Below are 15724 nucleotides of genomic sequence, written 5' to 3' on the forward strand. Positions count from 1 at the left end.
TAGGTCAGGGCGCTGCTCTTAGTCGAGCTTGATCGTTTCGGCGATCTCGATGCCGAAGCCGGCCAGCCCGACGTAGTGGCGGTTGGAGGAGGAGACGAGGCGGATCGAGCTGACGTTGAGGTCCCGCAGGATCTGGGCACCGAGCCCCACGTCGCGCCAGCTCTGCTGGCGCTGGGCGGCGCTGCCCGTCTTCTCGATGGCGAGCTGGCCGGCGGGAACGCCCGCCGCACCCTCCTGCAGATAGACGAGGATCCCGGCACCCTCGCGCTTGAACACCTCGAACACCTTGCTGAGCGTCGTCCTTGCTCCGAACACGTCCTCGAGCACGTTCTCGCGGTGGAGCCGCACCGGCACGGCGCGACCGGTGGAGACGTCGCCATAGACCAGCGCCAGCTGCTCCACCTGGTCGAAGGGCGTCACGTAGGAATAGCCCCTGGCCTTGCCGATGGCGGTCTCGACGTCGAACTGCGCGGTCTGCTCGACGAGCCGCTCGCGCCGCTGCCGGTAGGCGATGAGGTCGGCCACCGAGATGATCTTGAACCCGTGCTCGCGCGCGAAGGCCATGACCTGCGGGCCGCGCTTCACCGAGCCGTCGTCGTTGACCAGTTCGCAGATGACGCCCGCCGGATGAAGCCCGGCGAGCTTCACGAGATCGACGGCGGCTTCGGTGTGGCCGGAGCGCATGAGCACGCCGCCCGACTTGGCCACGAGCGGGAAGATGTGCCCGGGCCGCACGAAATCGTCCGCCACCACGTTGCGGTTGGCAAGCGCATGGCAGGTGGCTGCCCGCTCGCGGGCCGAAATGCCGGTGGTGAGGCCTTCCTTGTAGTCGATCGACACGGTAAAGGCGGTGCCCATCGGCGCGTCGTTCAGCGCCACCATGGGGTCCAGCTTGAGCCGCTTGGCATCTTCCGCGGTGATCGGCGTGCACACGATGCCGGAGGTGTGGCGCACCATGAAGGCCATCTGCTCCGGCGTGATCTTGGAGGCGGCCGCGATCAGGTCGCCCTCGTTCTCGCGGTCGTCGTCGTCGACCACCACCACCATCTCACCCGCGGCAACTGCCTTGACGGCCTCCTCGACGCTGTCGAGCTTCGTGTCGTTCGCCATGTCCTGATCTCCAAAATCCTGCGGCCGCACCCGGTTGCCCGTGGCGGCGGCAATCTTGTTTGCAAGCTCGAGCGAGGGCTGGGCCCCGGCCACGAGCTGCGAGACGCGGCCCTGGGTGATGCCCAGCCGCCGCGCCAGTTCGGATTGCGATGTGCCGCTATTAGCGAGCCACGCGGAAAGCTTCATGAGGTGCCATTAGCACCGCTAATAGCGGGGCGCAAACCTATTCGCCCCAGGTCCGCTCCAGCACCCTGAGCCAGTTTTCCGAACACAGCTTCTTGGTGAGTTCGCCGCCGTAACCGTGCCCCTCCATGGCCGTGACCAGGGCGGGAAGCCCCGCGGCATCGCCGATCTGGGAGGGGATGCGTGCGCCGTCGAAATCCGAGCCCAGGCCCACGTGGTCCTCTCCGGCGAGCTTCATCAGGTGGTCGAGGTGGCGGAGCATGGTGTCGAGGCCGTTCTCGCTCTGCCAGCGCCCGTCGGCTCTGAGGAATCCGTTGGCGAAATTGAGCCCGATCATCCCGCCGGACTTGCCGATGATGCGGATCTGCTCGTCCGTGAGGTTGCGCGAGGAGGCGCAGAGCGCATGCGCGTTGGAGTGGGTGGCGACGAGCGGCGCGGTCGATGCGCGCGCCACGTCCCAGAAGCCCTTCTCGTTCAGGTGCGAGAGGTCGAGCAGGATCTTGAGTTCGTTGCAACGCCGGACCAGCTGCTTGCCGGCCTCGGTGAGGCCCATGCCGGTATCCGGCGAGGAGGGGAAGCGGAACGGCACGCCACGTCCGAAGGCGTTGTCGCGGCTCCACACCAGGCCGAGAGAGCGTAAGCCCGCCCGGTGCAGCACGTCGAGCGCGCGCAGCTCCGTGTCGATCGCCTCAGCCCCCTCGAGGTGGAAGATCGCGGCGATCTTGCCCTCCGCCATGGCGGCGCGGATCTCCGCCGCGCTGCGGCACACCTTGAAGCGGCCCTGAGAGGCCTCCTCGATGCGGAACAGCAGAGAGGCCATGCCGACGGTGGCAGCCAATGCCGCGAACTGCCCCACCTCGTTGGCGGGCGGGGGGTTCATCTCCTCCTCGTCGGCGAATTCCTCGTCCTGCGGGCTCGGCACGAAGATCGCGAAAAAGCCGCCCGCAAGGCCGCCCCTGATCATGCGCGGCAGGTCGAGATGGCCTTCGCCGTCGCCCTCGATGAATGCCGAAACCGGGTCCCCGTGCTTCTTGCCCCAGAGGCGGAGCAGCACGTCGTTGTGGCCGTCGAATACAGGAATCAAGATCTCTCAACCTTCCAGCGAAAACGGCCGGGGCGAGGCCCGGCCGCTCAGTGCAGTCACGTTCGGCGGATTACGCCTTCGAGAACATCTCGTCGACGTGGTCCCAGTTGATCAGGTTGTCGACGAAGGCCTCGAGGTATTTGGGCCGCAGGTTGCGGTAGTCGATGTAATAGCTGTGCTCCCACACGTCGCAGCCGAGAATGGGGGAGGCGCCGTGCATCAGCGGGTTCTCGCCGTTGGGCGTCTTCATGATGGTGAGCTTGCCGTCCTTCTTGGCGATCCAGCACCAGCCGGAGCCGAACTGCGTGACGCCGGCCTGGATGAAGTCGGTGCGCATCTTGTCATAGCCGCCGAGGTCGGAATCGATCGCCTGCTGCAGCCGGCCCGGAATCTTCTTGCCCCCGCCATTGGGCTTCATCCAGTTCCAGAAATGCACGTGGTTGTAGTGCTGGCCGACATTGTTGATGAGCGCCGCGTTCTTCTCGGCATAGGCGGCCTTGCAGATCTCCTCGATCGACTTCGAGGCGAGCGGGCTGTCCTTCAGCGCGTTGTTGCCGTTCGTCACATAGGCCATGTGATGCTTGTCGTGGTGATACTCCAGCGTCTCCTTGGACATGTAGGGCTGGAGCGCATCATAGGCATAGGGAAGGGCGGGCAGTTCGAGAGCCATCGTTCGTTCCTCCTTGTCGTTTGGAAGCCTTATCTAGTCTCTGGCGCTTGAACGCGCAAGGAACCCGGCTAGGATCGCCGCCGGAGGTGGATTCATGACAAAACCGGAGATTATCGCGTTCGACCGGAACGCCCGGCTCGAGCCCTGGGAGGATTTCCCCGAAGGGGAGATCGTGTCGGGGACGAGCAAGCAGAACGGCCTCGTGCTGTTCGAGGACAAGGCACGCGGGCTTTCCGCCGGCGTGTGGGAACAGGGCGCGAACGAGAGCCGCTGGATCGACTATCCCGTGAACGAGTTCATGACCGTGCTCGAGGGCGAGGTGGTGATCGTGGAGGAAGACCGCACCGTCTCCATCAAGGCGGGCGAGAGCTTCATCATCCCCAAGGGCCTGCGCTGCCGCTGGACTCAGCCCGGCCATGTGAAGAAATTCTTCGTGATCCACGACGACGCGTCCGGGCTCAGGAACCAGGGTCCGCTCCGCACCATCAAGATCGACCCCGCGGCGGCGCTCGAACCATCGGCAGCACCGCCGCCCGAAATGCTGATTTCGGGGCGGCCGGTGCAGCACACGCACCAGTGCTTCGCCGACGCGACGGGCCAGCTCGACATCGGCCTGTGGGACACGACGGCCTATCACCGCAAGCTCATCGACTTCCCCCGCCACGAGCTGATGTGCCTGCTCGAGGGCACGGTCGAATTCGAGGACGATCAGGGGCGGAAGCGCCGCTTCAAGGCCGGCGACACCTTCTTCGTGCCGATGGGGACGCCCAACAGCTGGAAGTGCGATGGCTACCTGAAGAAGATCTTCGTGATTTTCCAGCCGAAGGGCTGAGCGCGGCAAGAGGCCCTCACCCGGCCTTCGGCCACCCTCTCCCATCGCGTTGCGACGGGAGAGGGAACTTCACGGGACAAGAGCCCCTTTCACCCCAGCATCTTCTCCATGAACACGCTGTTCGGATCGTCGGTCGGATAATCCCCGAACGGGCCGCGGTCGGCGTAGCCGAGCCGGCGGTAGAGGGCGAGTGACTCGGGCTGGTGGATGCCCGTTTCGAGCCGCGCGATGAGGCGGCCGCAGGCCATCGCCTCGGTCTCGATCCGCCGCATGATCTGCTTCGCCAGACCCAGACCGCGCGCCGCGGGCCGCACATAGACGCGCTTCACCTCGGCATAATCCTCATGCAGCCAGCAGCCGCCGATCGCCAGCGCCTCGTCCTCGCGGAAGGCCGCGAAGAAGCGCATCTCGGGCTGGCGCAGCGTCTCGATGTCGAGCAGGTGGTTGCTCTCCGCCGGGTAGAGCGGCACGAGATAGGCGTCGAGCTCCTCCACCAGCGCCCGCACCGGCGGATGCGCGGCGTCCGCGATGGTGACGAGGATCGCGCTCACTGGAAGGCCTGGAGCCCTGTCTGCGCGCGGCCGAGGATCAGCGCGTGCACGTCATGGGTTCCCTCATAGGTGTTCACCGTCTCGAGGTTCACCATGTGGCGGATCACGTGATACTCTTCCGAGATGCCGTTGCCGCCGTGCATGTCGCGGGCCATGCGGGCCACATCCAGCGCCTTGCCGCAGTTGTTCCGCTTCATGAGGGAAATGGCGGGCGGCGCCAGCGTGCCGCGCTCGAGGCCGCGGCCCAGCGCCATGCAGCCCTGAAGTCCGAGCGCGATCTCCGTCTGCATGTCGGCAAGCTTTTTCTGCACGAGCTGGTTGGCGGCGAGGGGCTTGCCGAACTGCTTGCGGTCCAGCGTGTATTGCCGCGCCCGGTGCCAGCAATCCTCCGCCGCACCCATGACACCCCAGGCGATGCCGTAGCGTGCCTTGTTGAGGCAACCGAAGGGGCCGCCGAGGCCCTTGGCATTGGGCAGCAGATGGCTCTCCGGAACTTCCACGTTGTCGAGCACGATCTCGCCGGTGACCGAGGCGCGCAGCGATATCTTGCCTTCGATGACCGGCGTCGAGAATCCCTTCATGCCGCGCTCCACGACGAAGCCACGGATGGCGCCGTCCTCGGTCTTGGCCCACACCACCGCGACGTCCGCGATCGGCGAATTCGAGATCCACATCTTGGAGCCGTTCAGCACGTAGCCGCCGTCCACCTTCTTCGCCCGCGTCTTCATGCCGCCGGGGTCTGAGCCGGCATCGGGCTCGGTCAGGCCGAAGCAGCCGACGAGCTCGCCGGTGGCGAGCTTCGGCAGGAACTTCCTCTTCTGGGCTTCCGTGCCATAGGCCTCGATCGGGTGCATGACGAGCGAGTTCTGGACGCTCATCGCCGAGCGGTAGCCGGAATCGACACGCTCCACCTCGCGTGCCACGAGCCCGTAGGCGACATAGCCGAGGCCCGAGCCCCCGAATTCGGTCGAGGTCATCACGCCGAGGAAGCCCATCTCGCCCATCTCGGTCATGATCTCGCGGTCGAAGCGCTCCTCCCGGAAGGCGGACTTGACGCGCGGCATCAGCTTGTCCTGCGCGAAGGCCCGGGCCGCGTCGCGGATCATCCTCTCTTCGTCGGTGAGCTGGGATTCGAGATCGAGCGGGTCTTCCCAGTTGAATTCGGCAGCGGCCATCGAGAAACTCCTTCGGATCGGCGCCTAAAGAGCAACGGCGGCAGGAAAAGTCAATTCGGCGAAATGACCGGATTCTTGACCCTCAACGTACAAGTGCCGAAAGGGCCTTGAACTCCGCCGTGCCGGCCCGGCCGAGGAGCTCGAACACCACCATCTCGGTATTGACCACGGCGACGCCGGCCTGCCGCATCCGCTCCAGCGCGAGCGCGTGGGAGGAGGGCGCGCGGGAGGCCATGGCATCCGCCACCGCGAACACGCCGAAGCCCGCCGCGGCGAGGTCCACCGCCGTCTGCAGCACGCAGACATGGGCCTCGACGCCGGCCAGGATGACGAGCGGCCGGCCCGCCTCGTGCTGCCCGATCAGCCGCTCCCTGATCGCCTCGTCCTTCCAGCAGGAGAAGGCGAGTTTCTCGAAGACCGGCGCATTGCCGATCTCATCCCTGAGGCCAGGCACCGTGTGGCCCAGCCCCTTCGGATATTGCTCGGAGACGGTGACGGGAAGGCTGAGCGCCTTCGCCGCCCTTAGCAGGATGGCGGAGCGCAATTGCACTTCCGCCCCGCCCGTCATGGCGGGGAGCAGCCGCTCCTGCATGTCGACGAGGAGGAGGGAGGATTTCGCCGCCTCAGCCAGCATCGGCCAGTCCCGCCACCTTGAGGCCGAAGGCATAGACGAAGGCCACCTCCTTCAGCCGGTCGAAGCGGCCCGGTGCCCCGCCATGGCCGGCCCCCATGTTGGTCTTGAGCAGGAGGAGGTTGTCGTCGGTCTTCAGTTCACGGAGCTTCGCCACCCATTTCGCTGGTTCCCAGTAGGTGACGCGCGGATCCGTGAGGCCGCCCACCGCGAGGATGTGCGGATAGGCCTTGGCCTCGATCCTGTCATAGGGCGAATAGGCCATGATCGCCTCGTAGGCCTGCCTGCTTTCGCGCGGGTTGCCCCATTCGGGCCATTCCGGCGGGGTGAGCGGCAGCGTGTCGTCGAGCATGGTGGTGAGCACGTCCACGAAGGGAACTTCCGCCACGATGCCGCGGAAGAGGTCCGGCGCCATGTTGGCGACGGCCCCCATCAGCATGCCGCCGGCACTGCCGCCCTGCGCCACGATGCTGCCCTTCCGCGTGTAGCCCTTCGCGATCAGGTGCTCGGCGCAGGAGATGAAGTCGCGGAAGGTGTTCTGCTTCATCTCCATCTTGCCGCTCTTGTACCAGCGCCGGCCCTTCTCCTGACCGCCGCGGACGTGCGCGATGGCATAGATGAAGCCGCGGTTCACCAGCGAGAGGATGTTGGTGTTGAAGCCCGCCGGAATGGATATGCCGTAGGAGCCATAGCCGTAGAGCCACAGGGGAGCAGAGCCGTCGAGCTTCGCGTCCCTGCGGTAGAGCAGTGTCACCGGGATCGTCTCGCCATCGTGCGCGGGAGCAAAGAGGCGGCGCGTCACGTAGTCCGAAGGCTCATGCCCGCTCGGCACCTGCTGGGTCTTGCGCAGCACGCGGCTCCTGTCCCGCATGTCGTAGTCGAAGACCTGCAGGGGCGTCGTCATCGAGGAATAGGTGAAGCGCAATGTGTCGGTGTCGTATTCGCGCATCTCGCCGAAGCCCAGCGAATAGGCCTCCTCGTCGAAGGCGATGGCGTGCTCCTCGCCGCTTGCCATGTTGCGCACCACGATGCGCGGCAGGGCGTTCTCGCGCTCCATGCGGATCAGCCAGTCCTTGAGCACGATGTAGGAGATGATGAAGATTCCCGGCCGGTGCGGCACGAGATCGGCCCAGTTCTCCTTGCCCGGGCTCTCGACCGGCGCGGTGACGAGCTTGTAGTCCTCCGCTCCCCCCTCGTTGGTGCGGATGATGAACTGCCCGTTCCAGTCCTCGACGTCGTACTCGATGCCGGTGACGCGCGGCGCCACGAGCCGCGGCTTCTCCTCCGGCCTCCTGGCGTCGATGATCCAGAGTTCGGAGGTGTCGTGGTCGTGCGCGTCGATCACGATGTAGTTCTGCGAATGGGTGATGGCGACGCCGGTGAACTTGCCGGTGTCCTTCTCCTCGAAGACGAGCTGGTCCTCCTCCTGCGTGGTGCCGAGCACGTGGCGGTAGGTCCTGAGCGGCCGGTGGTTCTCGTCCTGGAGCGTGTAGAAGAAGCTCCTGCCGTCCGCCGCCCACACGGCCTCGCCCGCCGTGTTGTGGAGAACGTCCGTCCGGTCGGCGCCCGTCGCCGCCTCGCGCACCCGCATCTCGTAGAACTCGGAGCCGTTGCCGTCGAAGGACCAGGCGATGAGGCCGTGGTCGGGGGAGACGTCGATGCCGCCGAAATGAAAATAGTCGCGGCCCTGGGCGAGCAGGTTGCCGTCGAGCAGGAGCTGCTCCGGCCCTTCCGATCCGCGCGGCTTCCGGCAGAAGCGCGGATGCTGACCGCCCGTCACGTAGGAGCTGTAATAGTCGAAGGGCCCGTCCGGCGCGGGCACTGAGGAGTCGTCCTCCTTGATGCGGCCCTTCATCTCCTGGAACAGCTTCTCCTGGAGGGGCTTCGTGGCCGCCATCACCGCCTCGTGATAGGCGTTCTCGCCCTCGAGGAAGTCGCGGATCTCCTTCGGCAGCAGCAGGGGGTCGTGCATCACCTCCTGCCAGTTCTCCGCCTTCAGCCACTGGTAGTCGTCATGCTTCGGGTAGCCGTGCCAGGTTTCGGCGCGCGGCCGCTTCGCCGCGACGGGCGGCTTCGGAACCGGAATGTTCATGCGTCAGGCCTTCTCGTCCGGCTTGAAGTCCATCGCCGCGCCGTTCATGCAGTAGCGCAGCCCCGTGGGCTGCGGCCCGTCGGGGAAGACATGGCCCAGGTGCCCGCCGCAATCGGCGCAATGCACCTCGGTGCGCCGCATGAACCACGAGCGGTCTTCCGAGGTTTCCACCGCCTCCGCGCTGATCGGCGCGAAGAAGCTCGGCCAGCCGGTGCCGGATTCGTACTTGGTGCCGGAGGCGAAGAGCTCCTTGCCGCATCCCGCGCAGGTGAAGACGCCCTTCCGCTTCTCGTGGTTGAGCGGGCTGGTGCCCGCCCGCTCCGTGCCGTGCTCGCGCAGCACGCGATAGGCCTCGGGCGAGAGCTGCTGGCGCCATTCGGCCTCTGTCTTCTCGATCTTTGTCATCTCTTGATCCCGGAACTGTGCTGGGGTCCAATGTGGGGCATCCCCCTGCAAATGTGAAGCGCCGGGCGGTCCTCCTCCCCTGAATCGCAACCTCCCGTTAACCATGAGCTGAACCCGTCAACGCCCGGCCACCGGAATAGCTTCAGTTTTAAGGAGTTTGACAGGGCTGCGGGGTCAATTCAGGAAGCGTGGAGACAAGCGCCTTGCATGTGACGCCGCTGGCCGAGCCGGACCCCGCACGGGATGCCGCGGCGGCAGAGCCTGTGCCGGGCTCGGCCGCCGCTTTCCGGCTGCTTGCGGAGCGCCTGAAGCAGAAGCCGAAGCCCCCGCCCGCGCCTCCCGCGCCCCCGGCTCCGCCGCGCGCCGCGGAGCCTGCGCCGCAGCCGCCGGCGCCTCCGGCCCCCACGGTGGCACCCATCTTGCGCGCCTCCCCGCCGGTCCGCGCCGAAATCGTTTTGGCGGTGCCGGCTCCGGCGGAACCGCGCCCCGACGCGGAGGCGCAGCCCAACGCCGTCGTCGCGATGCTCGAGAGCATCAGCGCCGCCATCTATGCCAAGCCGACAGCGGAGGAACGCGCCGCCTTCCTGAGGGACGTGGCGCCTCCGGCCCCCGTCTTCGCCGAGGAGCCGCAGGAGGAAGAGAAGGAAGAGACCGAGCCTGCCGCGGAGGAGGAGACCGCCGCCGCCCCTCAGCCTGCCGGCGAGGAGTACTCCCTGCCCGAGGAGCCCGCGATTCCCGAGATGGCGGATGCCGATACCTCGGCCGGCGAGACCACCCTCAAGCTTCTCGACATGATCCTCGGCGGCACGGGCACGCTGCCGCAGGAGCGGGCCCTCGCCGCCGACACGCTGATCCCGCTCCTGCCGCGCATCCCGGCAAGAGCCCTGAAGGCCGTGGTGGAACGCGTCGCCATCATGGAGCGGCCGCCGCCGCTGCTCGTGGCGAAGCTGCTGCGCGATCCGCGGCCGGAGATCCTCGCGCCGCTGCTCGAGCGCTGCTCGCAGATCTCCGACCAGGAGCTGATCCGCGCCGCCGGCCCGGAGGAGACCGCGAAGCTCCGCATGATCGCCTCGCGCCGCATCGTGTCCTCCGTGCTGGCGGACCACCTCGTGGCGAGCGGCGCACGGCCCGTGCTGCTCGCCCTGCTGCGCAATCCCGGCGCCGATCTTTCCGCCGAGGGTTTCGAAAGGCTGGCGGAGGCCGCCGCACGCTGGCCGGAGCTGCTGGCTCCGCTCGCCACCCGTCCAGACTTGCCGCCGGCGGTTGCCTTCGAGCTGTTCTGGAGCGCTCCTGCCGAGCTTCGCCGCCACCTGATGTCGCGCTTCCTCACCGACTCGGGAGCCCTGGCGCGGATTCTCGCCATCGCGCTCGGCCCCAGGCATTCGCGCCTCCATCGCGGCATGGCGACGAGGGGAGAGGTGCTCGACGCGGCAATCGGCGAGGCCGCCGCCTTTCGGCTTCCCGAGGCGGCGCGGCGCTTCGCGATGCTCGCCGGGATCGCCGAGGAGACGGCGCTGCGCGCGCTCTCCGACCGCGGCGGCGAACCCCTGGTGGCGATGCTCAAGGCTTCCGGCGTGAGCCGCGCGCGATTTGCCTCGGCGCTCGCCGAAATCATGGATGCCGGAGGCGTGATCGACGCCACGCGCAGCCTCGAGGAGCTGCAGATCATCTTCGACGGCCTGTCCTACACCAAGGCGCGCATGCTGCTCACCTACTGGGACTGGTTCATGAGAAAGGCCGGTCCTTACGCGCCGCTGCAGGACGCGCTCGCGCCCGATCCTTCCGCGGCCCTTGTTGAAGAAGAGCCGCTCGCATAAACAGGTTGGGTGCCGGTGCGCCGCCGGCAGTAGCGCTGAAGGGGGTGCCGCCGCCATGGATGAGACCAAGACCGCACTCATCGAACTCACGAGCCGCATCGTCGCGGCCTATGTCGGCCGCAATGCCGTCGAGCAGGCGGACCTGCCCAAGCTGATCGCCGAGGTGCACCGCGCGGTGGAGCAGGCGGCCTCGGGAGCCGCCCCCAAGAGCGAGAACGCCGAGCTGAAGCCCGCTGTCAACGTCAAGAAGTCGATCACGCCCGATTACCTGATCTGCCTCGAGGACGGGAAGAAGTTCAAGTCGCTCAAGCGCCATCTCCGCACCCACTTCAACCTCACCCCCGAGCAGTACCGGGAGAAGTGGGGCCTGCCGGCGGATTATCCCATGGTGGCGCCCAATTACGCCAACTCGCGCTCCAAGCTCGCCAAGAACATGGGCCTCGGCCAGAGGCGCGGCAGCTGACTCAACAAAAATTTTGCGCTGTCTGACTCTTGCGGATCAGCCGTTCACGATTCATAAACGAGTTGTTGCGTGGGGCATCGATTCGCAAGGGGCGGCGTTGGCTATGGGCTCAGTCAACATAGCGTTCAGGGCACAACTCGTCGTGCCTGAACAACGGCAGCTGTATGACTACTGGCTGTCATGCGGCGAAGGAAAGCCGATGCCGAGCCGCGCCGACATCAATCCCGCCCAGATCCCCCGCCTGCTTCCCTTCATCAGCCTGATCGACGTCGAGCCGAGCATCGAGCAGAGCAGGGTGCGGCTCGCCGGGACGCGGCTGCGCGACGTCTACGACCGCGAGATCACCGGGCTCAGGATCGAGGACCTGGACCTCGGCGCCAAGCGCGATTACTGGATGACGGCCTACCGCCACACCGCGCTGGACGGCAAGCCGACGCAGGGCATCGTGCGCGGCCCCCGGGTGAACAAGGAGCACCTGGTGCAATACTGGATCCGGCTGCCGCTCGCCGCCAGGGACGGCATCGGCATCGGCATGGTCCTCTGTCTCGACTACTTCATCTCGGGCCTCGAGGAGGAGGCGCGCCAGGCGGGTATCGCCTGAGAATCGAAGCCCACAAAAGGCATTGATTCCTGTTTTGTTCCGGTCTAGCCTTCCGCGGCCAGACAGGAGAAGATACCCATGCAGAACAGGACCGGCGAAACCGCGCCCGCTTCATCGAAGCCTCTCTTCAACGATGCGGAAAGCCCGCTCTCCTGGCTGCGCACCCGCCGCGACAGGGCCGGGCGGCCGCTGATCACGGACTCCCAGTACATGGCGGGAGAAAGGCTCAGGGCGGATTTCGAGCGCGCACTGATGGTCCCCCGCACCACCATGAACTGGGACGCGGCCGGCGCGGGCGGGCGAACCGGCAATGTCTCGGCCGAGCTGAGCGACGGCGCGATCGCAGCGCGCGGGCGCTACATCGCGGCACTCGAGGCGGTGGGGCCGGAACTGGCCTCGATCCTGGCCCAGGTCTGCTGCTTAGCGTCCGGTCTCGAACAGGCGGAGCGGGTGCTGAACCTGCCGCAGCGCAGCGGCAAGGCCGTGCTGGGTCTCGCCCTCACGGCACTCGCCCGCCACTATGGATTGCTCGCAGAAGGAGCTGGCCGCCCCGCCGGCATGTCGCAGTGGGGCCTGCCGGACTATCGGCCGGGAATATCAGGTCCAGCCGCGCTGGAAGAGGCCTGAAGGGCGGCGCCGGCGTCCGACTTGATGCGCTGGATCATCGAGGCGAAGCCGTTGGAGCGCTGCTGCGTGAGGTGCCCGGCAAGGCCGAGCCTGCCGAGGATCTCGCCAGCATCCGTGGCGAGGATCTCGCGCGCGGGCTTTCCCGAATAGATCATGAAGGCGATGGCGATGAGGCCCTTGACGATCAGCGCATCGCTGTCGCCCCTGAAGGTCAGCACCGGGTCTTCCGCGGGGCCGCTCGCCTCGGAGGTGATCCACACCTGGCTGGCGCAGCCCTTCACCTTGTTCTCAGGCGCATGGTCGGCCTCGGGCAGCGGCTCCAGCTCGCGGCCGAGGTCGATGACGTGCCGGTAGCGGTCCTCCCACTCGTCGAGGATCTCGAAATCGGCAAGGAGGTCGGCGATGGCGCTCACGGTGGGCCTAGCTTCCGGTTGGGGACGGTGGCCACCAGATAGTGGGAGCGCCCCTGAAGCTCAACCTTCTTTGTGGGCGCGCGCCACGGGGCCGCGCCATGCCGGCGCAAGGTCTTCGGGCCGGAGCGTCGAGCGGCCGAGGTCGGCGCGGGCCTCCAGCCTGCCGGTCAGCGCGCCGGGCTCCAGCGTGGCGTTGAGCGCCCACTCATACATGATCCCGGCGGAATAGACCGCCTTGGCCTGCAGCCGCTCCGCCAGATAGGCAGCGGTTCCGCACAGGCCCTGGTCGGCCGGGCAATAGGATGCGATCGCCTCGGCGCGCGAGGAGCCCTCGGGCGGCGAAGGCATCAGGAACCCCGCCGCAGCCAGCACCATGATCAGTCTGATGAGACGCATTCACGCACCTTTTCGCCCCTTCCTCCGCCACTGACATTAACGGCGGCCGGTTTCCCGGGGCTTTAGGGAGATGGCGTAAATTCCGTTAAATGCCGTGGGCATTTGAATGAATTTTGAGTAAAATCCGGGCGCCCGCGGCAAGGCTTCGTTAACCTTCCGGGTGCCATCACCGGGTAGCGGGGAACGGCGGGCCGGAAAGGCGCCGTTAACCGCAATGGGTGCAAATTCGGGCGGCAGGGGAACACCAGCGTGCCGCGTCCCCGGAGGCGAGAGTGGGTTCGGGTCGGCGGATGCGTGAAACGGATGAGAAGGACGAGCGGAAGGGGAGACTCCTGCCGCTCGCGGCCTGGAGCCTCACCGGGCTCATGCTGGCCGCCATCGCCTTCAATGCCCTGTTCGGCCAGCCCGTGAGCTCGTCTCTGCAGGCCGCGGGCGAGGAGGGAGCGGGCCTCGCCGCCGAAACCGCCTCGAATACCCGCACCATCCAGCTCAAATATGATCCAGTGGTCGAATCGGTGCAGCGCGAACTCGCCGCCGCCGGCTACTACAAGGGCAGCGTCGACGGCGTGACGGGCCGCAGGACGCGCCAGGCGATCATGGAATACCAGGCGGCCGTGGGCCTCGAGCCCACCGGCAAGCCCAGCGCCGATCTCGCCGAACACATCCGCTTCACCCGCGAGGTGGCGGAGGCCTCGCTCTTCACCGGCACCATCGCCGCCGACCCCGAAGCCGAACTCCGCGCCTCGATCCGCCGCGTGCAGACGGGCCTTGCCGAACTCGCCTACAGCCCGGGCGAGATCAACGGCGAGCTCACCCGCCAGACGCGCGACGCCATCCTCGCCTTCCAGCGCGACCGCAACCTGCCCGAGACCGGCGAGATCAGCGACGCGCTGATGGCCGAACTCGGCAAGATGAGCGGCCAGTCCGAACTGGCCACCCAATAAGCCCGTGCGCCTCAAGTCCGCGATCTGGGTGAGCGCCTTTCTCAGGCGCTGCATGGTCGAGGGCATTTACGGCGCGGTGGTCCGCAAGGGGGCCGAAGAGGCGGGCGCCGTCCACGTCATCGTCGATCATCTGGACGGCACGTGCCATCTCTTCAGCCCTGCGCCGGGCGCCTCCTATGACGAGGAGGGCGAGCGGCGCTGGATGATCGAGGCGAGGCCGCCCCAGGGCACCGGCGATGCCATGGCCCTTCTCGAGCGCCGCATCCGCTTCGACCCCGATATCTGGATCGTCGAGGTGGAGGACAGAAAGGGCACGGCGGGCCTCGCCGAGCAGCCTTAGGCCATTGTTAACCATAGCCCGCTCTAACTGCAGGAATGCGGAGAAACTCCGTAACCAGAGAGCGAGACCATGAGAGCCCGTGCCAGACCCGTCGTGATCGCGTTTCCGCAGGCCCGCGTGCGGCGAGCCGCGGGGCAGGCGAGAGGCCCGGCCGAAATCCTGATCTTCCCCGGCGTGCGCGTCGAGCGCCTCGGCAACGGGCCGGCGCCGCGCTCGAAGGCGGGAACCGCCTCGCGCCGCAAGAGCGCGCGCTGACCTCACTGCTGCGAGGGCGCCACGGCGGCCACCGCCGGCGTGCAGCGCGAGCGCCCCACCTGTTCCGCCGCGCCTGAGCGCAAGCCCGCTTCCGCCGTCGGATACCAGACGACGGCGAGCCCGCGCGCCTCGGGAGACATCACCGTCCAGCCGCTGTCGATCTCGGGCCTTTCCTTGTCCGTCGCCTGCACGATCTGCTCGATCAGCCCCGGTGCCCGGGACAGGCTGACGGTGAAGCTGTTGGCCCCCGACTGGCGGTTGTTCACGGAATAGATGGGCTCCGCCTTGGCGGTGTAGATGGTGGTCACCCAGAAGCCGTCCGGCAGGTTGGCGGCGAAGGTGACGTCGCCCTGCGACACGTCGAAGACGCAGAGCCCGGTGACGCCGAAGCGCGGCAGGCCGGGGAACAGCTCCGCCTGCTGTTCGGGCGAAAGGATGAAGAAGCTGTTGGGCCCCTGAGCGGCCGAGATGCGCTCCACCTCGCGCGCGAACCACCAGCCCGGCACATAGAGCGCGAAGGCCGTATGCGCCGCCACGGCGGCGACGAGCGCAACGGCGGCCCAGAACAGGTGCAGCCTCACGGGCACGCCTCCCGGGTGATGGTGAAGGGCGGCGTGGTGACGCCGCCGCCCTGGGGGAGGGAGGAATAGAGCAGGCTGAATCGCCGCGCTTCAGGCGCCTTGAGCCAGTTGCCGGGCTGGGGCAGGGATGAGACGGTGATGAGCACCGTTCCATCCGGTTCGCGCAGCGCCGTGTCGCTGTCGGCCGTCGACTGGAGCGGCGCGCCCTCAACCGCCGAGCCGGTGGCGGTCAGGCTCCACCAGCGCGGCAGCGCACCGTTGCTGGCCACCCGGTAGATGCAGGAGGCGGTGAGCGGCCGGTTCTCGCCGTCGGTTTCCGCCGTGGCCTCGGTGAGCTGCCCGGGCGCGGGCGGCAGGCGGCCCTCCATCAGGTAATGCGCCCGCACGTAGAAGGCGGAGGTGTCCGCCATCGCCGCGGCCCGGCTCAGCCACGGCGTTCCCGACTCGACGTGCTCGATGCCGGAGGACTGGATCAGCGCGTAGGCGCTGAAGCAGCCGAGCGCCAGACCGCCCGCGACGTAGGATGTGGCCCAGATGAAGCGCCGCATGCGGAT

Annotated in this window: 20 protein-coding genes; 8 read left to right on the forward strand and 12 right to left on the reverse strand. The window is 67.3% G+C overall.

What is annotated here, in order from left to right; all coding sequences use genetic code 11:
• Positions 1-18 precede the first annotated feature (18 nt).
• The 3 genes from ribB to ACK4HL_RS06590 all read right to left on the reverse strand — a co-directional run bounded on the left by ribB (position 19) and on the right by ACK4HL_RS06590 (position 3047).
• Entirely contained in the window at positions 19-1296 is a 1278-nt protein-coding gene (ribB, locus tag ACK4HL_RS06580) for a 3,4-dihydroxy-2-butanone-4-phosphate synthase (protein ID WP_409757507.1), read from the reverse strand.
• Between the two features lie 37 nt (positions 1297-1333).
• On the reverse strand, positions 1334-2377 hold the full coding sequence (locus tag ACK4HL_RS06585) for a dipeptidase (protein WP_409757510.1): 1044 nt from the start codon (positions 2375-2377) through the stop codon (positions 1334-1336).
• Positions 2378-2447: 70 nt separating this feature from the next.
• On the reverse strand, positions 2448-3047 hold the full coding sequence (locus ACK4HL_RS06590) for a superoxide dismutase (protein ID WP_409757513.1): 600 nt from the start codon (positions 3045-3047) through the stop codon (positions 2448-2450).
• 94 nt (positions 3048-3141) lie between these two features.
• Here ACK4HL_RS06590 and ACK4HL_RS06595 point away from each other — a divergent pair, with 94 nt between their 5' ends.
• Complete coding sequence (locus ACK4HL_RS06595) at positions 3142-3879, forward strand: cupin domain-containing protein (protein ID WP_409757516.1); 738 nt, start codon at positions 3142-3144, stop codon at positions 3877-3879.
• A gap of 89 nt (positions 3880-3968) precedes the next feature.
• Here the strand turns inward: ACK4HL_RS06595 and ACK4HL_RS06600 are convergent, their stop codons facing one another.
• The 5 genes from ACK4HL_RS06600 to msrB form a co-directional block, all read right to left on the reverse strand.
• Positions 3969-4430 carry a GNAT family N-acetyltransferase gene (locus ACK4HL_RS06600; RefSeq protein WP_409757519.1) on the reverse strand — a complete coding sequence of 154 codons (462 nt, stop codon included), beginning with the start codon at positions 4428-4430 and terminating at the stop codon, positions 3969-3971.
• Positions 4427-5605, reverse strand: coding sequence for an acyl-CoA dehydrogenase (locus ACK4HL_RS06605; protein WP_409757522.1), 1179 nt, complete (start codon positions 5603-5605; stop codon positions 4427-4429). The genes ACK4HL_RS06600 and ACK4HL_RS06605 overlap by 4 nt, the downstream gene beginning before the upstream one ends.
• Before the next feature lie 82 nt (positions 5606-5687).
• A complete protein-coding gene (locus ACK4HL_RS06610; protein ID WP_409757525.1) occupies positions 5688-6239 on the reverse strand; it encodes a hydrolase in 552 nt (183 codons plus the stop codon).
• Positions 6229-8328, reverse strand: coding sequence for a S9 family peptidase (locus ACK4HL_RS06615; RefSeq protein WP_409757528.1), 2100 nt, complete (start codon positions 8326-8328; stop codon positions 6229-6231). The genes ACK4HL_RS06610 and ACK4HL_RS06615 overlap by 11 nt, the downstream gene beginning before the upstream one ends.
• A 3-nt stretch (positions 8329-8331) precedes the next feature.
• Positions 8332-8733, reverse strand: a complete 402-nt coding sequence (gene msrB / locus ACK4HL_RS06620; RefSeq protein ID WP_409757531.1) for a peptide-methionine (R)-S-oxide reductase MsrB — start codon at positions 8731-8733, stop codon at positions 8332-8334.
• A gap of 209 nt (positions 8734-8942) precedes the next feature.
• Between msrB and ACK4HL_RS06625 the strand changes: the two genes are divergently transcribed.
• The 4 genes from ACK4HL_RS06625 to ACK4HL_RS06640 all read left to right on the forward strand — a co-directional run bounded on the left by ACK4HL_RS06625 (position 8943) and on the right by ACK4HL_RS06640 (position 12241).
• Positions 8943-10550 carry a DUF2336 domain-containing protein gene (locus ACK4HL_RS06625; RefSeq protein ID WP_409757611.1) on the forward strand — a complete coding sequence of 536 codons (1608 nt, stop codon included), beginning with the start codon at positions 8943-8945 and terminating at the stop codon, positions 10548-10550.
• Positions 10551-10605: 55 nt separating this feature from the next.
• The gene (locus tag ACK4HL_RS06630) at positions 10606-11013 is read left to right on the forward strand and encodes a MucR family transcriptional regulator (RefSeq protein ID WP_409757534.1); all 408 of its coding nucleotides are present in this window, start codon (positions 10606-10608) and stop codon (positions 11011-11013) included.
• Between the two features lie 103 nt (positions 11014-11116).
• A complete protein-coding gene (locus tag ACK4HL_RS06635; protein WP_409757614.1) occupies positions 11117-11614 on the forward strand; it encodes a PAS domain-containing protein in 498 nt (165 codons plus the stop codon).
• Positions 11615-11692: 78 nt separating this feature from the next.
• Positions 11693-12241 carry a DUF6456 domain-containing protein gene (locus tag ACK4HL_RS06640; protein WP_409757537.1) on the forward strand — a complete coding sequence of 183 codons (549 nt, stop codon included), beginning with the start codon at positions 11693-11695 and terminating at the stop codon, positions 12239-12241.
• On the opposite strand, the gene ACK4HL_RS06645 is transcribed toward ACK4HL_RS06640, so the two are convergent.
• Positions 12196-12654 (reverse strand): SufE family protein, encoded by a 459-nt coding sequence (locus tag ACK4HL_RS06645; protein WP_409757540.1) that lies wholly within the window; start codon positions 12652-12654, stop codon positions 12196-12198. The genes ACK4HL_RS06640 and ACK4HL_RS06645 overlap by 46 nt on opposite strands.
• Before the next feature lie 60 nt (positions 12655-12714).
• Complete coding sequence (locus ACK4HL_RS06650; RefSeq protein WP_409757543.1) at positions 12715-13050, reverse strand: hypothetical protein; 336 nt, start codon at positions 13048-13050, stop codon at positions 12715-12717.
• A gap of 290 nt (positions 13051-13340) precedes the next feature.
• Between ACK4HL_RS06650 and ACK4HL_RS06655 the strand changes: the two genes are divergently transcribed.
• The 3 genes from ACK4HL_RS06655 (at position 13341) to ACK4HL_RS06665 (ending at position 14589) form a co-directional block, all read left to right on the forward strand.
• A complete protein-coding gene (locus ACK4HL_RS06655; RefSeq protein WP_409757546.1) occupies positions 13341-13994 on the forward strand; it encodes a peptidoglycan-binding protein in 654 nt (217 codons plus the stop codon).
• 4 nt (positions 13995-13998) lie between these two features.
• The gene (locus ACK4HL_RS06660; RefSeq protein ID WP_409757549.1) at positions 13999-14334 is read left to right on the forward strand and encodes a DUF1491 family protein; all 336 of its coding nucleotides are present in this window, start codon (positions 13999-14001) and stop codon (positions 14332-14334) included.
• Positions 14335-14403: 69 nt separating this feature from the next.
• A complete protein-coding gene (locus ACK4HL_RS06665) occupies positions 14404-14589 on the forward strand; it encodes a hypothetical protein (RefSeq protein WP_409757552.1) in 186 nt (61 codons plus the stop codon).
• Positions 14590-14591: 2 nt separating this feature from the next.
• Here ACK4HL_RS06665 and ACK4HL_RS06670 read toward each other — a convergent pair whose 3' ends face one another.
• Positions 14592-15170 carry a hypothetical protein gene (locus tag ACK4HL_RS06670; RefSeq protein ID WP_409757555.1) on the reverse strand — a complete coding sequence of 193 codons (579 nt, stop codon included), beginning with the start codon at positions 15168-15170 and terminating at the stop codon, positions 14592-14594.
• Complete coding sequence (locus ACK4HL_RS06675; RefSeq protein ID WP_409757557.1) at positions 15167-15718, reverse strand: DUF1214 domain-containing protein; 552 nt, start codon at positions 15716-15718, stop codon at positions 15167-15169. The genes ACK4HL_RS06670 and ACK4HL_RS06675 overlap by 4 nt, the downstream gene beginning before the upstream one ends.
• Between the last annotated feature and the right edge of the window lie 6 nt (positions 15719-15724).

Source organism: Aestuariivirga sp. (assembly GCF_046294715.1).
In the GTDB taxonomy this organism is placed as follows: domain Bacteria; phylum Pseudomonadota; class Alphaproteobacteria; order Rhizobiales; family Aestuariivirgaceae; genus Aestuariivirga.